The sequence below is a fragment of the Agrobacterium sp. El2ro-1b genome, assembly GCF_048298475.1.
In the GTDB taxonomy this organism is placed as follows: Bacteria; Pseudomonadota; Alphaproteobacteria; order Rhizobiales; family Rhizobiaceae; genus Agrobacterium; species Agrobacterium fabrum.
The window spans coordinates 145,236-163,553 of the sequence record NZ_CP103458.1 but is presented as its reverse complement, the minus strand read 5'-3'; the positions used below and the strand labels follow the sequence as shown (position 1 = coordinate 163,553).

The following is an 18,318-nucleotide window of genomic DNA, read 5'->3' as shown; positions in this document are numbered from 1 at the left end:
CTTGCTTGAAAGTTAAGAAACATAAGTACCGGCGTCAAACGGTAAAATTTGTAAAAGCTTTTAGCCATTGTCGCCCTTACTTTGCCGCAAACGGGCAAAAACGAAAAGGAATCGGACGCTCCGTCCGGTTTTTCCGGCCTGTACGCTGGACAAGCGCGTGCGGCTTCCCCTAAAACAAATCAACGGGATATTCGCTCAGCGGTGATGCTTTAAAGAGACCTTTTCGACCAAGGAGATGCCAACTTGCCACGGATGGAGAAAGGCCGCAGTTCAAGGCGCCATCCGCAAGTGCTCATCGGTCTGGTGGTCGCGAGCCTGCTTGTCATGATCGGCTTTCAAGCGCCCTCCGGCGTCAAGGCGCTCTCCAAGGCCAGCCGCCTCGAGCGGTTGCAGACCGTCGATCTCAGCCGTTCGCTTTCTCTTCGCGATAAGGATTGCGATAGCGGCAATGATTATGATTGCCGGAGCGGCGACGCCGGCCGAGGGTTCCGACACGAGGAGTTCCCCTCACCCGCGCTCATCATTACCGAAAATACCAAGACCTCCCTCGTTGCTGTTGCCATCGTGCCACAAGCTTTCCGAGACTTTGCCAGCGTGGTTCCCCGCGCGCCTCCGCATATTATGTATTAGTCGTCCGGCGGTCGTCATCATTAGGTTCATTGTGAACCTTGAGGGATCGGAGTCGTCGGAAACCCGCCGCAGGCTCCCATTCCAGAAAGAAAACCGCCGCCGCATATGACACTTGCAACCCTTCTCCCATTTATTGTCGCATTGCCGTTTGTCGGCGCTTTCCTCACGGCCTTCATGCCGCGCGATGGTGCGGCCGCCGGTCCCGCCTCCGTCGCAGGCGCCGTCGCCCTCTTCGGCCTTGTCAGCAACATGTTTTTATATTCCACCATCAGCGGCGGCGGCGTGCTGAAATATGATGTGGAATGGCTGCCGCAACTCGGGCTCAATTTTACCCTGCGGCTGGACGGATTTGCCTGGATTTTCGCGATCCTCATTACCGGCATAGGCCTGCTTGTCGTGCTTTATGCCCGCTACTACATGTCCTCCAAGGATCCGATCCCGCGGTTTTTTGCCTTCTTTCTCGCCTTCATGGGCTCGATGCTCGGCGTTGTCCTGTCCGGCAACGTCATTCTGCTGTCGATCTTCTGGGAGATGACCAGCATCTTCTCCTTCCTGCTGATCGGCTACTGGCACCAGAATGCCGGTGCGCGCGACGGCGCCCGCATGGCGCTGACCGTGACCGGCATCGGCGGTTTCAGCCTTTTGGCCGGACTTCTCATCCTCGGCCACATGGCGGGAAGCTACGATCTCGACAAGATCATCGAGGCCGGCGCCGCCATCCGCGCCCATTCCCTCTATCTGCCCGCGCTTATCCTCATTCTCGGCGGCGCGCTGACGAAGAGCGCGCAGTTCCCGTTCCATTTCTGGCTGCCCAATGCCATGGCGGCACCGACGCCTGTTTCCGCCTATCTGCATTCCGCAACCATGGTGAAAGCCGGGGTTTTCCTGCTCGCACGGTTCTGGCCGGTGCTGGCAGGCACGCCGGAATGGTTCTGGCTGGTGGGAGTGGCCGGTGTCATCACCCTGCTGCTCGGCGCCTATTTCGCCATGTTCCAGCAGGATCTGAAGGGGCTTCTGGCCTATTCGACAATCAGCCATCTTGGCCTCATCACCACGCTGCTCAGCCTCGGCAGCCCGCTGGCAGCGGTCGCGGCCATCTTCCATATGGTCAACCACGCCACCTTCAAGGCATCGCTGTTCATGGCGGCCGGCATCATCGACCATGAAACCGGCACGCGCGACATGCGGCGTTTGAGCGGGCTTTATACCTATATGCCCGCGACCGCGACGCTTGCCATGGCGGCGAGTGCGGCCATGGCCGGCGTACCACTGTTCAACGGCTTCCTCTCCAAGGAAATGTTCTTTGCCGAAGCGGTCGAGACCCACGCGGATTCGCTCCTGGACAGGGCTTTGCCCTATGTCGCGACGCTGTCGGGGGCCTTTGCCGTCGCCTATTCGCTGCGCTTCATCCACACGGTGTTCTTCGGGCCCAAGCCAGTCGATCTGCCGAACCCCAATCCGCATGAGCCGCCGCGGTGGATGCGCTTCCCGATCGAATTTCTGGTTTTCGCCTGCCTGATCGTTGGCATCGTTCCGAGCCTGTCGATCGGTCCGTTCCTGCATTCCGCCGTACTGTCTGTTCTCGGTGCGCAGACCCCCGTCTACAGCCTGTCGATCTGGCACGGTTTCAACCTGCCGCTGATCATGAGTATCGCGGCGCTGATCGGCGGCGTGACGATCTACGTCCTGCTTGGCGGCTATTTCTCGCGTTGCGATGACGGCCCGCCTATCTTCCGGCATTTGCGGGGCCAGCGCATCTTCGAGCGCATTCTCGTCACCGTGTCCTGGAAATGGGCGCGGTGGCTGGAGAGCAGGCTCGGCACGCGGCGTCTGCAGCCGCAGCTGAGGCTTCTCATCCTCGTGGCGCTTCTCGCCGGTTTCTCGCCGCTTTTCCTGTCAGAATTTTCGCTATCGCTACCGCGCGTGACGACCTTCGATCCGATCTTCGCCATCCTGTGGCTGATCGGCATGATTGCGGCCATGGGGGCCGCCTGGCAGGCGAAATATCACCGGCTTGCCGCCCTCATCATGCTCGGCGTGTCCGGGCTTGTCACTTGCCTCACCTTCGTCTGGCTGTCCGCGCCGGATCTTGCCATCACCCAGCTTCTGGTGGAAATCGTCACCACGGTTCTCATCCTGCTTGGTCTCCGCTGGCTGCCGAAACGCTTCGAAAAGGTCGATAGCAGCGACGAGCTGCCGGCGCAGCTTCGCCGCGCCCGGGACTTCCTGCTGGCCGCCGCCAGCGGTATCGGCATGTCCGTCATCGCCTATGCCGTGATGACGCTGCCGGTGCCGAATGCGATTGCCACCTATTTCCTGGAGCGTGCCTATACCGAAGGTGGCGGCACCAATGTCGTCAATGTCATCCTGGTCGATTTCCGCGGCTTCGACACATTCGGTGAAATCGCGGTGCTGGCTATCGTCGCGCTCACAGTCTTCGCTCTTCTCCGCCGTTTCCGCCCAGCCCACGAAAGCATCGGGGTGCCGGAACAGCAGCAGATGCAGAACGCCTTCGATGCCGAACGGCCCGACCGCAGCAAGGGCGATACGGTGCGCGACTATCTCTACGTGCCATCCATCGTGATGCAGTGGATGTTCCCCGTCATCGTCACCTTCTCGATCTTCCTGTTCATACGCGGCCATGACATGCCTGGCGGCGGCTTTGCGGCCGGCATCACCATGGCGATTGCCTTCCTGCTGCAATATCTCGCCGGCGGAGCGCGCTGGGCAGAAGATCGTATCCGTATCCTGCCGTTGCGCTGGATGGGCTTCGGCCTGCTGATGGCAGCGGCGACGGGTATCGGTTCCTGGTACTTCGGCTATCCGTTCCTGACCACCTATTTCCAGTATACCGAGATACCCTATATCGGCAAAATGCCGACGGCTTCGGCCCTGCTGTTCGATCTCGGCGTCTTCGCGACGGTCGTTGGCTCCACCGTTCTTATTCTGATAGCACTGGCACACCAATCGTTGCGTAACTACCGCGTTCGCACGCCTGAAGCCGCAAAAGCGGAGGACGTGTAATGGAACTCATTCTCGCCATCGGCATCGGCATCATGACCGGCTCCGGCGTCTGGCTCATCCTGCGCCCGCGCACCTATCAGGTCATCGTCGGGCTCTCTTTGCTGTCCTATGCCGTCAATCTCTTCATCTTCGGCGTCGGCGGCATCAAAACCAATGCGCCGCCGGTGCTGGTGAACGGCGTCGATAGCTCAACGCTCGCCGACCCCGTGCCGCAGGCGCTGGTTCTCACGGCAATCGTCATCGGTTTTGCGACGACAGCGCTTTTCCTCGTCGTGCTGCTGGCCGCCCGCGGGCTCACCGGTACTGACCATGTCGACGGGAGGGAATCGAAATGATGTCATTCCCCTTCCACATCGTCGTTGCCCCCATTCTGCTGCCGCTGATCACCGCAGCCCTGCTGCTGTTCTTCGACGAACGCCAGCGCGTCGCAAAGGCCGCCATCAGCTTCACCTCCACCGTGCTATTGCTGATCGTCGCGATCCTGCTGTTCCGCGAGGTGAATTCGACAGTTAATACCGAGATCGCGGCGGTTGTCTCGAGCGGTGTTTATCTGCTCGGCAACTGGCCGGCTCCTTTCGGCATCGTGCTCGTAGCAGACCGCCTGTCCGGGCTAATGGTGCTTTTAACCGCGCTGCTCGCCATTCCCTCGCTGATCTACTCCATGGCGAAATGGCACAAGTCCGGCGCGCATTTCCATTCGCTGTTCCAGATGATGCTGATGGGCGTCAATGGCGCCTTCCTGACCGGCGACCTCTTCAATCTCTTCGTTTTCTTCGAAGTGATGCTGGCCGCCTCCTATGGACTGCTGCTGCATGGCTCCGGCCAGCAGCGCGTGAAGGCGGGACTGCATTACATCGCGATCAATCTGGTCGCCGCGCTGTTCTTCCTGATCGGTGTCAGCCTCATCTATGGCGTGACAGGCACGTTGAACATGGGCGATCTTGCCCACCGCATCGAGGGTCTCAACCCCGACCAGCGCATGCTGCTGGAAACCGGTGCGGCAATCCTCGGCATCGCGTTTCTGGTGAAGGCGGGCATGTGGCCGCTGAATTTCTGGCTGCCTTCGGCCTATGGCGCGGCTTCTGCCCCGGTGGGCGGCCTGTTCGCGATCATGAGCAAGGTCGGCATTTATGTCATTGCCCGCCTGTCTTTCCTGCTCTTCGGGCAGACGGCCGGTGAATCCGCGGGCTTCGGCCATGATGCCCTCCTGGTCGGCGGCATCGCCACCATCATCTTTGGGGCCATCGGGGTTCTGGCGTCGCAGGCGCTCGGGCGGCTCGCCGGTTTTTCGGTTCTGGTATCGTCGGGAACGCTTCTCGCCGCCATGGGCACCGGCAATCCGACGGTTGCGGCCGGTGCGCTCTATTACATGGTCAGCTCTACCCTCACCATCAGCGCCTTCTTCATGCTGATCGAGCTCGTCGAGCGCGGCCAAGATGCGGGCGCAAACGTTCTGGCCGTCACCATGGAGGCCTATGGCGAGGGCGAGGAAGAAGACGAGGAGGAGGAGGTCGGCGTGACCATGCCCGCCACGATCGCGGTGCTCGGCGCCTGTTTTGCCGCCTGCGGCATTCTTCTGGCCGGCCTGCCGCCGCTTTCCGGCTTCATCGCCAAATTCTCGATGCTGACCGCCATTCTCAACCCTTCCGGTCTTGGCGCCAATGACAGCGTTTCAACGCTTTCCTGGTGGCTGGTTTTCCTGATCGTCTTTGCCGGTTTCGCCTCGCTGGTCTCGATGACCCGCGCCGGCATCCGCACTTTCTGGGCCTCGATCGAAGGAACGGTGCCGCGCGTTCTCGTCATCGAAATTGCGCCCATCATGCTGCTGCTCGGGCTGACGCTCGTCATGACCATACAGGCGGGACCGGTGATGCGTTATATGCAGGAGACGGCGCGTATTCTCGACCTGCCGGCGAGCTATATTCAGGGCGTCATTTCCGCACCGCGAGCGGGCAGCAATCCGGAGGCAGAGCCATGATGAGCCGTCTCCTCCCCTACCCGCTGCTGACCGTCTCGCTGATCTTCTTCTGGCTGACGATCAACAGCTTTTCGGTGGGGCACCTGCTGCTCGGCACCGGCGTCGCCCTCATCGCCTCCTGGGCGATGGCGTCGCTCAGGCCCGCCAAGCCACGCATCCGCAACTGGCACAGGCTCGTGCAACTGATCCTGATCGTGCTTTACGATATCGTCAGGTCCAATCTCTCGGTCGCGAAGATCATCCTGTTCCAACGCGAAAGGGACCGCAAATCCGGCTTCCTAGCCGTGCCGCTCGAGATCCGCGACCCCATGGCGCTCGCCGTTCTGGCAACGATCCTCACCTCGACACCGGGCAGCGCCTGGCTCGAATATAATTCCAGCCAGGGCACGCTTCTCCTCCACGTTCTCGATGATGTGGATGAGGCAGCGTGGATAAGCCTCATCAAGAACCGATATGAAAAACTGCTGATGGAGATATTCGAATGAGTTCGATTATCCTTTTCTGGTCCTTTTCGCTGGCGCAGCTGATGCTGGCCATCGCCATGACGATATCAGTCTATCGCATCGCCATCGGCCCGCGTGCTCAGGACCGCGTGCTTGGTATGGACACGCTTTATGTCAACGCCATGCTACTTCTCTTGACCTTCGGTCTGCGCACCGGCAACGACATCTATTTCGAGGCATCGCTGCTGATCGCCATCCTCGGCTTCGTCTCCACCGTTGCCCTTTCCAAATTCATGATGCGCGGCGAGGTGATTGAATGAACAATGCTGCAGAATTTCCGCTCTGGGCCGCCATTCTTGTGGCTTTCTTCGTCCTGCTGGGCGCTTCGCTGACGCTGATCGGCACCATCGGCTTTGCGAAGCTCAACAGCTTCTATGAGCGCCTGCATGCGCCCACACTTGGCACCAGCTGGGGCACCGGCGGCATTGTCATGGCCTCGATCATCTATTTCTCCGTCTCCGGCGACCGCTTCGCCTTCCACGAAATCTTCATCGGCATCTTCATGACAGTGACGACGCCGGTCTCCCTGATGCTGCTGGGACGGGCAGCACTTTATCGGGACCGGGCGGAGCAGAATTCGGATAATCGGGAGCATTTGTGATTGCCCTGATCAGGGCCGTTTCAAAGCCAGGACCTTGCGGAAAGTGAGGGAAATCCTTCTGCTTCGGGCGGTCTTTACCCCGTTAACAATATCTGATTTGCGAGCCGGGATTTCATGAGTCCAATCGTAGCGGCTGGAGCCCCTGAGCAGTATGCCTGAACGAGGATGAAGCAGAACGCTGCGTATCCCCCGTCCGCGCAAATCGCGGAAAACCATCTCGCATGCGGATAAAAGGCTTATCGATACGATCGTATCGTCAAAACAGGGGACACAATCCACATGCGCGCTGATGCCCTGCCCCGGAAGATACTCGTTCGCAATAACTTGATCCGGCACTGTCCGGCAGTAGCCATCCGCCACTAATCGTTCGGCGAACACGCCCAGCCAGGGCGGCAAAGGCCCGAGATAGGCATCTGGCGTAACAGCGCGCACTTTATAGTCATAACGATAACCGAAATGCTGCACACGACGCTTCAGCTCCGTGCTCCACTCGCCGGCATCCAATCTGTTCGTAACGGAGATTTCTTCCTCTGAAGAGAGAAAGCCATCAAAATACATGATGTCGGGCGGTAGACGAGTTGGATTAGCGACGCGATCCACTTCCGGCTTGTTCTCCCCAGGTAAGGCAAACAGGCTTAGCATATCGTCACCGTCAAAAGCATATGGAAGAGACGGCGGCTGATCAGAATTTGCGCACCGCTAATAGCGGCACAGAAACCAAGCTACGAATTCATCAAGAAGATAACTTGAAAGAAATGGTGCCCGGAGGCGGATTTGAACCACCGACACGCGGATTTTCAATCCGCTGCTCTACCAACTGAGCTATCCGGGCACTTCAGGTCCTTGAAGAACCTCCGCTTTTGGCGGTCAGGGCTGTTTTGGTGCCCCGAAAGTGAGCGGGGTTATAACATCTTGTTCGGACATGGCAAGCGCCATAGCGAAGTTTTTTGACAGTTTTTTCACGGGGCCTGTGGATGGCTGAAATGCGCGCCCAGCGAAAGCCGGATTGCAAGGGAATCTACCCTCGGGCATCCGCCGGAGCTGACACATCCGTTCACCGCAGGGATCCCGCAAGGCCGCTCAGATTGAACGGAGGCTGTCGTCGCCGGCGGCGGCTATGCCCCTTCGCTGCGCCGCGCGGCAAGGCCTAGTGCGAACGGCACCACGGCCACCAACGCCGCCATGACGGGCGAAGACGCGAAGATGCGGCTGGCGAGCGAGGTGACGGCAACGGAGCGCACCACCGTCATCAGGCGGGAATTCTCGCGGTCACGCTCATGGTGCGGCTGTGCGGGCCTGTGGCGGGGATGTTGCGCGGCCTCCAGCCGTTTGACGTCGCGGCGAATCTTGTCGAGCTGTTTGCGAAGCTCCTCCAGTTCGGCGCGCAGCGACGGATCGATGGCATGGGAAGCGCGCGTCCTCTTGGTCGCGGTTTTCTCCGTCTTTGCTTCCGCAGCTATCGCCTCGGCCTCTTCGTCCAGTTCGGCCAGATGGTCATCGAGGTCCGAGGGCTTGTCGAAACCGTGGGATCGCAGTGGTGCTTTCATCGCTGTCTCCTGAGGCGTGCTGATTGTGTGGCGGCGGGCGTTTTGCCCGGTCACGCTTTTCAACGCCTCAGCCCGGCAAAGGATGCACGAAAAGCGATGGCATCCGCATAATAAAACAGGCCCCGAAGGGCCTGTTCTATGATCTGTCTTGGTGCCTTATGCCGCCTTGGCGGCGCTGGCATAGGGGTCGAAGCGACCGTAGAAGGTCTCGCCCTTGGCCGCCATGTCCTTCAGGAGCGGCGTCGGCTGGAAGCGCGGGCCATAGGTTTCGCTGAGCTTCTCGGCCAGAGCGACGAAATTCTTCACGCCCATGCCGTCAATGTAGGACAGCGCACCGCCGGTATAGGGCGCGAAGCCGAAACCGAGGATGGAGCCGACATCCGCCTCACGCGGATCGGTGACGATGCCTTCTTCCACCGTGCGGGCGGCTTCGAGCGCCACGGTGACGAGGAAGCGCTGTTTCAGCACCTCCATATCCACGTCTTCAGGCTTCTGCTGCGGATAGAGGTCCTTCAGGCCGGGCCAGAGGGATTTCTTGGCGGGCTTTGGCGGGTAGTCGTAAAAGCCCTTGGCGTTCTTGCGGCCGAACCGGCCTTCGCCTTCCACCAGCTTCTTCACCAGTTCCATATGGCGCGGATCGACGGCCTTTTCGCCGAGATCAGCGACGGTGGCTTTCAGGATCTTGTAGGAAAGATCGATCGCTACCTCGTCATTCAGCGCCAGCGGGCCGACCGGCATGCCGGCGAATTTCGCGGCGTTTTCGATCATCGCAGCGGGCACGCCTTCGATCAGCATGTCGTAGCTTTCCGCCATATAGCGCAACACGCAGCGATTGACGAAGAAGCCACGCGTATCGTTGACGACGATCGGCGTCTTCCTGATCTTCGCGACATAATCCAGCGCGACGGCCAGCGCCTTGTCGCCGGTTTCCTTGCCGAGGATCACTTCCGTCAGCATCATCTTCTCGACAGGCGAGAAGAAATGGATGCCGATGAAATCCGTCGGGCGCTTCGAGTTCTTCGCAAGGCCCGTGATCGGCAAAGTGGAGGTGTTGGAGGCGAAGATCGCACCTTCGGGCAACACGGCTTCCACGGCCTCGATGACGGCCTTCTTCACGTCGCGGTCTTCGAAGACGGCTTCGATGACGAGATCGGCATCGGCGAGCGCGGCGTAGTCGGATGTCGGGGTAACGAGGTCGAGCAATGCCTTGCCTTCATCCTGCGTCAGCCTGCCCTTGCCGATCGCGGCCTTCACACTCTCCTCGCAATGGCCCTTGCCCTTGTCGGCCGCTTCCTGATCGCGATCAACCAGCGTGACGGGAATGCCGGCTGCGGCGGTGACATAAGCCACGGCGGCCCCCATGAAGCCCGCGCCGACGACGCCGACCTTTTTGAACTCCGTCTTCGGCTGGCCAGCGGGGCGACGCGCACCCTTGTTCAGTTCCTGCATGGAAATGAACAGCGAGCGGATCATGCCAAAGGCTTCCTTCGAGCGAAGGATTTCGGTGAAATAACGCTGCTCCACCTTCAGCGCCGTGTCGAAGGGCAATTGCAGGCCTTCATAAACGCATTTGAGGATGGCGAGTGCGGCCGGGTAGTTGCCGGCGCTTTCGCGGCGCAGGATGGCGGGAGCGGCAGGCCACAGCTGGGCTGCGGCAGGCGTCCAGATGCCGCCGCCGGGCGCCTTGAAGCCCTTTTCATCCCAGGGCGCCACCGGCTTCAGGCCGTCCTTGATCATCTGCTTTGCGGTTGCGACCAGCTGATCCGGCTCCACCACCTGATGCACCAGCCCCATGGCCTTGGCGCGCGCGCCGGTCAGCGACTGGCCGGTCGTCATCATCTGCAAGGCCGATTGTGCATCGGTCAGGCGCGAGACGCGCTGGGTGCCGCCGGCGCCGGGGAAGATGCCGACCTTGACTTCCGGCAGGGCGATCTTGAGGCTCTTGGCACTGGAGGCCACGCGGCCATGGCAGGCGAGCGAAAGTTCAAACGCGCCACCCATGCAGGTGCCGTTGATGGCCGAGACCCACGGCTTGCCATTGGTCTCGATCTTGCGGAACAGGCCCGTCATGCGACCGACGAGTTCGAACAGCTTCGCCGCGGCACCGTCGGGGCTTTTCGCCTTTTCGTCATTATAAAGCGCGAACATGGACTTCAGCATCGACAGATCGGCTCCGCCGGAAAAGCTGCTTTTGCCCGAAGTGAAGACGACTCCCTTGACCGCGCCATCGGCAACGGTGGCATCGACAATGGCGTTCAGTTCTTCAAGAACCTCTGCCGTGAAGACGTTCATGGATTTTTCCGGCATGTCCCAGGTGACAAGGGCAATGCCGTCTGCGTCCGTCTCGATGGTGAAATTGGTGTAAGTGCTCATTTGGGATTCCTCTTCCCTCAAATTTCCCTGCGGTTACGACAGTCCAATCGCGAGGCCGATACAACCGACCACAAGAACGAGAAACACGATTAAGCCCCGACGCTCTGCCCGGAGCCGTCGGATGCGGACAGGGGAAACAGGGCGGATGGACGCCCTATGATCCTGTGCCATATCCTTTTCCAGATTGTGCCGAGCCAGCTGCTGTTCGACCTCGTTCTTGGGTTGTTCGTAAACCTCACGCCTCATGGCCTGCCTCAAACGCGCTCGATAACCGTCGCCGTGCCCATGCCCGCGCCGATGCAGAGCGTAACGAGCGCGGTGTTGAGGTCGCGCCGCTCCAGCTCATCCAGCACCGTGCCGAGGATCATCGCGCCGGTTGCGCCCAGCGGATGGCCCATGGCGATGGCGCCGCCATTGACGTTCATCCGGTCGTGGCTGATGTCGAAGGCCTGCATGTAACGCAGGACCACGGCGGCGAAGGCCTCGTTGAGTTCGAAAAGATCGATATCGGCAAGTGACATGCCGGTCTTTTTCAGAAGCTTCTCGGTCACATCCACCGGGCCGGTCAGCATCAGCGCCGGATCGGACCCGATATTGGCGAACGCCCTGATGCGGGCGCGCGGTTTCACGCCCATCGCCTCGCCGCCCGCCTTCGAGCCGACCAGCACGGCGGCAGCGCCATCGACGATGCCGGACGAGTTGCCCGCATGGTGCACGTAGTTGATACGCTCCACTTCCGGATGCGCCATGATGCCGACGGCTTCGAAACCGCCCATTTCACCCGGCATCTGGAAGGACGGGTTGAGCGAGGCCAGCGCCTGCATGTCCGTGCCGGGGCGCATATGCTCGTCACGGTCGAGGATCGTCAGACCGTTCTGGTCCTTCACCGGAATGACTGACTTGTTGAAATAGCCCTTTTCCCAGGCATGCGCCGCGCGCTTCTGGCTCTCGACGGCATAGGCGTCGACATCATCACGGGAGAAGCCGTATTTGGTGGCGATGAGATCAGCCGACACGCCCTGCGGCATGAAGAAGGCGGGGAAGTTCACCGAGGGATCCATGTACCAGGCGCCGCCGGACATACCCATGCCGACACGCGACATGCTTTCCACGCCGCCGGCAATGACGATATCGTCCGAGCCCGCCTTAACCTTGCCGGCCGCGAAGTTGATGGCGTCGAGACCCGAGGCGCAGAAGCGCGAGATCTGCATGCCCGGCGCCCTGTTGGAATAACCGGCCTCGAAAGCGGCAGCCTTCGGGATCACCGCACCGGCATCCATGACAGGATCGACGCAGCCCATGATGATGTCATCGACAGCAGAGGTGTCGAGGCCGTTGCGGTCGCGGATGGCTTCCAGCGTTTTGGCGGCCAGGCGAACGGAAGGCACCTCATGCAGGTTGCCATCCTTCTTGCCGCGTCCGCGCGGGGTGCGGACATGGTCGTAGATATAAACGTCGGTCATAAACTCTCTCCCTGTGGCGCTCGTAAACGCCAGATGTCTCAGAACGCTTCTGCAGCCAGTTCCATCATGGTGTCCGCGCCGGTTTCGATGCGGGCCTTGCGCAGCGCCGTTTCCGGCATGATGCGCTCCATGTAAAACTTCGCCGTGACAAGCTTGGTCTTGAGGAAATCCTCGTCCGAAGTGCTGCCTGCCGCAAGCGCTTCGCTAGCGGCTTTCGCCATGCGCGCCTGCATGTAACCCAGCACCACGATACCGAAGAGATGCATGTAGTCGGTCGAACCGGCACCGGCATTGTCGGGCTTGGCCATGGCGTTCTGCATGAACCACATGGTTGCGGCCTGAAGGTCATTCAAGCCCTTTTTCAGGCCCTTGGTGTAAAGGCTGAGCTTTTCATCAGCACGGTTTTCCTCACAGAAATCACCGATTTCCTTGAACAGCGCCATGACGGCGCGGCCGCCATTCATGCCGAGCTTGCGGCCGACGAGATCGAGCGCCTGAATGCCGTTCGCACCCTCGTAGATCATGGTGATGCGCGCATCGCGGACATATTGGCTCATGCCATGTTCCTCGATGTAGCCATGGCCGCCGAAGACCTGCTGCGCCATCACAGCGTGGTCGAAACCCTTGTCGGTCAACACGCCTTTCAGGATCGGCGTGACGAGGCCGAGCAGGTCATCCGCCACTTGGCGATCTTTCTCGTCAGCGGCACGGTGGGCGATATCGGATTGCAGCGCCGTCCACAGAAGGAAAGCACGGCCGGCCTCGTTATAGGCCTTGATGGTCATCAGCGTGCGGCGGATGTCAGGGTGCACGATGATCGGATCGGCCTTCTTGTCGGGGAATTTGGCACCGGAAAGCGAGCGGCCCTGAAAGCGCTCACGGGCATATTCGACGGCGTTCTGATAGGCGATCTCACCGACCGAAAGGCCTTGCAGGCCAACGCCGAGGCGGGCCTCGTTCATCATCACGAACATGGCCGAAAGGCCCTTGTTCTCCGCGCCCAGGAGATAGCCCGTCGCATCGTCATAGTTCATAACGCAGGTGGCGTTGCCGTGGATGCCCATCTTGTGTTCGATAGCACCACAGGTAACACCGTTGCGCTCACCAAGCGTACCGTCTTCCTTCACCAGGAACTTCGGCACGATGAACAACGAAATGCCCTTGGTGCCTTCCGGCGCGCCTTCGATGCGGGCAATCACCAGATGGACGATATTATCAGTCATGGAATGTTCGCCGGCAGAGATGAAGATCTTTTGGCCGGATATTTTATAGCTGCCGTCGCCCTGCGGTACGGCCTTGGTGCGCAGCAGGCCGAGATCGGTGCCGCAATGGGGTTCGGTGAGGTTCATGGTGCCCGACCATGTGCCGTCCACCATCTTCGGCAGATAGGTTTCCTTCTGTTCCTGCGTGCCATGCACGAGAACCGCAGCAATCGCGCCCTGTGTCAGGCCGGGATACATCATCAGCGACAGGTTGGCGGACGACATATATTCGCCGATCGCCGCATGCAGCGTATAGGGCAGGCCCTGCCCGCCAAATTCCTGGGGAACGGCAAGGCCGATCCAGCCGCCTTCGCAATAGGCGTCATAAGCAGCCTTGAAACCATCAGGCACGGAAACCGAACCATCATCGGCGCGCTTGCAACCCTGCTGGTCACCGGAAAGGTTGAGCGGGAAAAGTCGTTCCTCTGCAAGCTTCGCCGCCTCGCCGGTGATCGCTTCGATCATGTCGGGGGTTGCATCCTCGAAGCCGGGCAGGTTGTTATACCGCTCGAGGCCAAGAACGTCGTTCAGGATAAAAAGCGTGTCTTTGACTGGGGCCTTGTAAACAGGCATTACCGATGTTCCTCCGCATCGTGGGCGCCGGAGCCAGTCCGGCCGATATGCCATGACAATATTTGACGTGCGCGTAAACGTCAAACAAATTTCCGCTGAATATCGCCCTCTCTTTTTGGGCCCACCGATACCTGGCTCAACGTAAGCGCGCCCTCCGCCGTAAAAGTTAAAAAATTCCAACCATAGTTAACCACTTCTTTACCACGTTTCGTGAATTCTCCGACAAGAGGTAACTGCTTCGTTCAGCGGCGCATTTTCCTCCAAGGGGGCAAATACCGGCTCTGGAATTGCGACATGTTGCGGCGGCGGCCTGTCGAGACAGGCAATGTGGCGACAGATAACCGGGCACGGCGGGCGGAAGCGAAGCGAGCGAAAAGATGAACGGATTGCGATCGAAAACCCAACAGCCAAGCGACAGATCGTCTCTTGATGCGCTCAATCGCACCATTGAAGGCCTTGAAGCCCGTATTGAAGGGCTGATGAGCCAAAAGTTTCCGCGTGAGCCGCGCGCTGCGAGCACCCCGCCGGAGCAGAAGAGCGACGCCTATGCCGCGCCGCGCGAGCCCCGCGCCGCCGTCACGCCGCCGCAGCTCGATCCCGTCAACGAAATTCGCCAGCGCCAGCGTCTTCTCGAAGCGAGCTTCCAGCGCCCGCACGAACCCGTTGCCCGCCCGGAACGAACGATTACCCGGCCGCTCGCGCCGGAATATGGCTCAAGGGACACGCAGCAGACGGCCGCTCCCGCGCCGCGTGCCCGCGCCATTCCGCCCTATCAGGAACAGCAGCGCAATGATGCAGCCCTGCAGGAGATCGCGCAGGCGCTGGTCAACCTTCGCCATGAGCTGAAGCACGATATTGCCGAGGGCGTTGCCCGCGAAGCGCAGGGGCTGCGTGCCGAAATCCGCAATATCCGCGCGGTGGCGGAAGACCAGCAATTCATCGGCGATCTGCGCGACGACATCGCACGTCTTGCCGGCAGCATCGACCAGCTCGGTAATCTGGCATCTCCTGACGCCTATGGGCTGCGCAACGAATTCGAGGACCTGCGCCTGACGATCGACCAGCTTGCGCGCGAAGACAGCGTGCACCGGATCGAAAGCCGCTGGAACAATGTGGAAGACACATTGCGCGGTTTCGATGCAGCCTCGCTGCAGGATGAGATCGTTTCGCTCGCCTATCGTCTCGATGACATCAAGACGCAACTTGGCGGCATGAGCAACAATCCCGCCGTGCGCGTGCTCGAGGAAAAGCTCATCACCATTGCCAGCGCCGTGGAGCAGCTCGGCAAGCACATGCAGCCAAACGAGGCCGCCTTTACCGAACAGTTTTCCGGTCTCGACCAGCGGCTGGACGAAATCAGCCGCGCCATTGCCGCAACCGGCACACGCGCCAATGCGCAGGCCACGGACAATGCGCTGGCACAGCGGTTGGAAACCCGGCTGAACGGCCTTGCCGAACAGCTCGGCGACATCAACCGCCTCGCCGCCGTCAAGCCGGAACCGGCGCCCGACCTTACCGCCCGCCTCGAAGCGCTCTCCGGCAAGATCGATGAGCTGAGCACCGCGCGCGACGCCGCCCAGTTGCACGACCGGCTGGACCAGCTTTCCTTGCTGCTGGAACGGTCGCAGCGCCCCACGCAGCAGGCGGAACTGACATCTTTCCTCAGCGATATCTCCCGCAAAATCGATGCGCTGGATCACGGCGCAGTCAATGACGGCCTCGCCGAGCGGCTCGACCTGCTCGCCCGGCGGATAGAAGATCTCGATTATCGCTACAGCCAGCCGCAACCGGCTTCGGGTCTCAGCGAAACCACTTTTTCCCGTCTGGAAGAACGGCTCGGTACGATCGCCGCCCGCCTGGACGAGACCGCCCATGCCGCTCCTGCCGATAGCCGCGCTCTGGCAAGCCTCGAAAACCAGATCGCCCATCTGTCGACGCTGATCAGCCAGCCGGTGCAGGTGCAGGCGACCGGCATATCCCCTGAACTCGACGTCCGCATGGCGGCGATCGAAGACTACATGGCGTCGAACGACGAATATATCATCGAAGCGGCGCGGCAGGCAGCCGAGGCCGTTCTGGACGCCTATACCCGCAACAATCTCTCGGCCGGCGCAAACCTCGCCGACATGACGATGCTGACCGATCTCGCCACCGATCTGCGCAGCCTCGAAGCCTTGAGCCGCAACACCGAAGAGCGCACGCACCGCACCTTCGAGGCGCTGCACGAGACGCTGGTGCAGATTGCGGGTCGTCTGGACAATCTCGACAGCGCGCCCGCCTATCGCCAAGACGCTCCCCGGAACGTCGCGCAGCACATGGTTGCAGCCAGCCGTGAAGACGTGGCCATGCCGGCCGCCGTTTTCCCGGAAGAAGGCTATATCGCCGAAGAGCAGGCCATCCTCGATGATGTCAGCGAAAACGACGCGACCGCGATCGTACCGCCTGCTGCCGCCAAGCCCGCAAAAGCGGAACGGAAGAGCCTGCTCGCCGGCCTGACGAAGCGTTTCAAGACAAGCACGGCGAAGCCCGCAAAGGCCAAGGAAGAACCCGTATCGGCCTCCTCCGCCCGCACGCAGGTTGAGCCCGCCCCGTCGCTCGATCCGATCGACGTTCTGCCGGCTGGCCAGGAGAACGAACTTCTGGAGCCGGGCTCGGGTGCGCCCGATATCAAGAAAATCCTCGAACGTGTGCGTGCCAGCCAGGTCGCAGGCGCCGGCAAGGCCGCGGATGCGGAAGGACGGACGGATTTCATCGCCGCCGCCCGCCGCGCCGCCCAGGCCGCCGCCATGGAAACATCGCCGGAGAAGCTGGACACCGGCAAGAAAAGCCGCAAGGCCGACACGTCGGCACTTTCGCGTTATCGTCGGCCGCTGCTGCTCGGCATCGGCGCCATTCTTCTGGCGATGATGGCCATGCCGCTCGTCAAGACGCTGATCGGCGGCGCGGAAGCTCCGGCACCGGTCATAGAGCAGAAGACGGACCAGGGCCCGGTCTCCGCGCTTCCCGAAACCGGCGACAAGGCCGTGACCATTCCCTCCGGTCTTGCCATCGATCCGGAACAGGCTGCCTCGGACGACAGTATCGAAAACGCCGCACCGGCGCAGAACATCATCGATAACCGCACCATCGGCGGCGCGCCGCTGCCGGATGAGCCGCCGGTTGCCGATGTTCCCGCCGTAGACCCCGCAAAGTCCGACACCGTCGCGCAGAACGAAGGGCCGAAACCGACTGAGGTCGCCACCACGACTATTCCTGCGCAGGACACCATTGCGGTTCCGGCCGGCATAGAGCCTGCATCGCTTGCCGAAGCGGCCGCCAAGGGCGACACGCAGGCGCTGTTCGAGATTGCGGCACGCTACACCGATGGCCGCGGCGTAACCGCCGACCGTGCGGAAGCTGCAAAGTGGTACAAGATGGCGGCCGATCGTGGCCTTGCCCCCGCGCAATATCGTCTCGCCAATCTTTACGAGAAGGCGAATGGCGTCGAGCGCAACCTTGTCGAGGCCAAGCGCTACTACACGCTGGCTGCCGAACAGGGTAATGCCGGCGCCATGCACAATCTCGCAGTCCTGCTCGCCTCAGACGCGGCCGGCCAGCCCGATTTCGCCGCCTCCGCACAATGGTTCATCAAGGCGTCCGAACTCGGCGTGCGTGACAGCCAGTTCAACCTTGCCATTCTCTATGCCCGCGGCAGCGGCGTGAAGCAGGATATCGAGGAATCCTACAAGTGGTTCGCCATTGCCGCCAAGGATGGCGACGCTGATGCCGCCCAGAAGCGCGACGAGGTTGCAGGCGCGATGAGCCCGCAGCAGCTGCAGAGCGCCAAGGCCAAGGTGGACGCCTGGAAGGTGAAGCCGCTTTCAGACGACGCCAACAGCGTCAACCCCCCTGAGGAATGGGCCGGCAAGGAGGGTGTGAAGACGGCCTCCGTGGACATGGAAAAGGCGATCCGCAACATCCAGGCGATCCTCAACAAGAACGGTTTCGATGCCGGCCAGCCGGATGGCAAGCTTGGCAAGAATACCGTCACGGCCATCAGGGACTTCCAGAAATCCGTGGGCCAGACGCCGGACGGGCGCATTACCAACGAGCTGGTGACCGCGCTGCTCGCCCGCAACAAATAAGCCTTGAAAAACCGGTGAGGCGGCCCCCTGGCCGCTTTCGCCCAAGCCGATGCAGGAATGTGGCCGGTTGCCGACACACGGCCGCTATCTTTCCTAATTATCAACGTATTTACCGTTGAATGTTGACAGGTCAGGCCCTCGCGGGCATGACGGATGAAGGCCGGGCATGCCCGGTCTTTTCAGACAGAAAGTGTAAATCGCGGCGCGGCCCCCTCACCCGGACAGGCCCTGTCGCCCGGA

At 61.0% G+C, this 18,318-nt stretch carries 13 protein-coding genes and 1 tRNA gene; 8 read left to right on the top strand and 6 right to left on the bottom strand.

Annotated elements, in window-relative coordinates; genetic code table 11:
- Positions 1-252 precede the first annotated feature (252 nt).
- The 7 genes from NYR50_RS00770 (at position 253) to mnhG (ending at position 6,736) form a co-directional block, all read left to right on the top strand.
- Complete coding sequence (locus NYR50_RS00770) at positions 253-630, top strand: hypothetical protein (RefSeq protein ID WP_418137317.1); 378 nt, start codon at positions 253-255, stop codon at positions 628-630.
- Between the two features lie 105 nt (positions 631-735).
- Positions 736-3,654, top strand: a complete 2,919-nt coding sequence (locus NYR50_RS00765; protein WP_418136470.1) for a monovalent cation/H+ antiporter subunit A — start codon at positions 736-738, stop codon at positions 3,652-3,654.
- A complete protein-coding gene (locus tag NYR50_RS00760) occupies positions 3,654-3,989 on the top strand; it encodes a Na+/H+ antiporter subunit C (protein ID WP_003493763.1) in 336 nt (111 codons plus the stop codon). Before NYR50_RS00765 ends, NYR50_RS00760 begins: the two co-directional genes overlap by 1 nt.
- On the top strand, positions 3,986-5,632 hold the full coding sequence (locus tag NYR50_RS00755) for a monovalent cation/H+ antiporter subunit D (protein WP_162687984.1): 1,647 nt from the start codon (positions 3,986-3,988) through the stop codon (positions 5,630-5,632). Before NYR50_RS00760 ends, NYR50_RS00755 begins: the two co-directional genes overlap by 4 nt.
- Positions 5,629-6,117: a Na+/H+ antiporter subunit E gene (locus tag NYR50_RS00750; RefSeq protein ID WP_174007247.1), complete on the top strand. Its 489-nt coding sequence runs from the start codon at positions 5,629-5,631 to the stop codon at positions 6,115-6,117. The genes NYR50_RS00755 and NYR50_RS00750 overlap by 4 nt, the downstream gene beginning before the upstream one ends.
- The gene (locus NYR50_RS00745; protein ID WP_006313274.1) at positions 6,114-6,395 is read left to right on the top strand and encodes a K+/H+ antiporter subunit F; all 282 of its coding nucleotides are present in this window, start codon (positions 6,114-6,116) and stop codon (positions 6,393-6,395) included. Before NYR50_RS00750 ends, NYR50_RS00745 begins: the two co-directional genes overlap by 4 nt.
- The gene (gene mnhG, locus NYR50_RS00740; RefSeq protein WP_006313275.1) at positions 6,392-6,736 is read left to right on the top strand and encodes a monovalent cation/H(+) antiporter subunit G; all 345 of its coding nucleotides are present in this window, start codon (positions 6,392-6,394) and stop codon (positions 6,734-6,736) included. Before NYR50_RS00745 ends, mnhG begins: the two co-directional genes overlap by 4 nt.
- Before the next feature lie 9 nt (positions 6,737-6,745).
- Here mnhG and NYR50_RS00735 read toward each other — a convergent pair whose 3' ends face one another.
- The 6 genes from NYR50_RS00735 to NYR50_RS00710 form a co-directional block, all read right to left on the bottom strand.
- Positions 6,746-7,378, bottom strand: a complete 633-nt coding sequence (locus tag NYR50_RS00735; RefSeq protein ID WP_418136469.1) for an alpha-ketoglutarate-dependent dioxygenase AlkB — start codon at positions 7,376-7,378, stop codon at positions 6,746-6,748.
- 114 nt (positions 7,379-7,492) lie between these two features.
- Positions 7,493-7,568 (bottom strand) — tRNA-Phe (locus NYR50_RS00730).
- 283 nt (positions 7,569-7,851) lie between these two features.
- Positions 7,852-8,283, bottom strand: a complete 432-nt coding sequence (locus NYR50_RS00725; RefSeq protein ID WP_418136468.1) for a hypothetical protein — start codon at positions 8,281-8,283, stop codon at positions 7,852-7,854.
- 156 nt (positions 8,284-8,439) lie between these two features.
- A complete protein-coding gene (locus NYR50_RS00720) occupies positions 8,440-10,656 on the bottom strand; it encodes a 3-hydroxyacyl-CoA dehydrogenase NAD-binding domain-containing protein (RefSeq protein WP_418136467.1) in 2,217 nt (738 codons plus the stop codon).
- A 254-nt stretch (positions 10,657-10,910) separates the two neighbouring features.
- Positions 10,911-12,119, bottom strand: a complete 1,209-nt coding sequence (locus NYR50_RS00715; RefSeq protein WP_418136466.1) for an acetyl-CoA C-acetyltransferase — start codon at positions 12,117-12,119, stop codon at positions 10,911-10,913.
- A 38-nt stretch (positions 12,120-12,157) separates the two neighbouring features.
- Positions 12,158-13,954: an acyl-CoA dehydrogenase C-terminal domain-containing protein gene (locus NYR50_RS00710; protein ID WP_418136465.1), complete on the bottom strand. Its 1,797-nt coding sequence runs from the start codon at positions 13,952-13,954 to the stop codon at positions 12,158-12,160.
- A 377-nt stretch (positions 13,955-14,331) separates the two neighbouring features.
- On the opposite strand from NYR50_RS00710, the gene podJ reads away from it, so the two are divergent.
- Positions 14,332-18,078 (top strand): cell division protein PodJ, encoded by a 3,747-nt coding sequence (gene podJ / locus NYR50_RS00705; RefSeq protein ID WP_418136464.1) that lies wholly within the window; start codon positions 14,332-14,334, stop codon positions 18,076-18,078.
- Positions 18,079-18,318 lie beyond the last annotated feature (240 nt).

Bases quoted from the DNA above. Each gene is read 5' to 3' on its own strand.
- NYR50_RS00770 (WP_418137317.1), top strand. From the start codon at position 253: ATGGAGAAAGGCCGCAGTTCAAGGCGCCATCCGCAAGTGCTCATCGGT.
- NYR50_RS00765 (WP_418136470.1), top strand. From the start codon at position 736: ATGACACTTGCAACCCTTCTCCCATTTATTGTCGCATTGCCGTTTGTC.
- NYR50_RS00760 (WP_003493763.1), top strand. From the start codon at position 3,654: ATGGAACTCATTCTCGCCATCGGCATCGGCATCATGACCGGCTCCGGC.
- NYR50_RS00755 (WP_162687984.1), top strand. From the start codon at position 3,986: ATGATGTCATTCCCCTTCCACATCGTCGTTGCCCCCATTCTGCTGCCG.
- NYR50_RS00750 (WP_174007247.1), top strand. From the start codon at position 5,629: ATGATGAGCCGTCTCCTCCCCTACCCGCTGCTGACCGTCTCGCTGATC.
- NYR50_RS00745 (WP_006313274.1), top strand. From the start codon at position 6,114: ATGAGTTCGATTATCCTTTTCTGGTCCTTTTCGCTGGCGCAGCTGATG.
- mnhG (WP_006313275.1), top strand. From the start codon at position 6,392: ATGAACAATGCTGCAGAATTTCCGCTCTGGGCCGCCATTCTTGTGGCT.
- NYR50_RS00735 (WP_418136469.1), bottom strand. From the start codon at position 7,378: ATGCTAAGCCTGTTTGCCTTACCTGGGGAGAACAAGCCGGAAGTGGAT.
- NYR50_RS00725 (WP_418136468.1), bottom strand. From the start codon at position 8,283: ATGAAAGCACCACTGCGATCCCACGGTTTCGACAAGCCCTCGGACCTC.
- NYR50_RS00720 (WP_418136467.1), bottom strand. From the start codon at position 10,656: ATGAGCACTTACACCAATTTCACCATCGAGACGGACGCAGACGGCATT.
- NYR50_RS00715 (WP_418136466.1), bottom strand. From the start codon at position 12,119: ATGACCGACGTTTATATCTACGACCATGTCCGCACCCCGCGCGGACGC.
- NYR50_RS00710 (WP_418136465.1), bottom strand. From the start codon at position 13,954: ATGCCTGTTTACAAGGCCCCAGTCAAAGACACGCTTTTTATCCTGAAC.
- podJ (WP_418136464.1), top strand. From the start codon at position 14,332: ATGAACGGATTGCGATCGAAAACCCAACAGCCAAGCGACAGATCGTCT.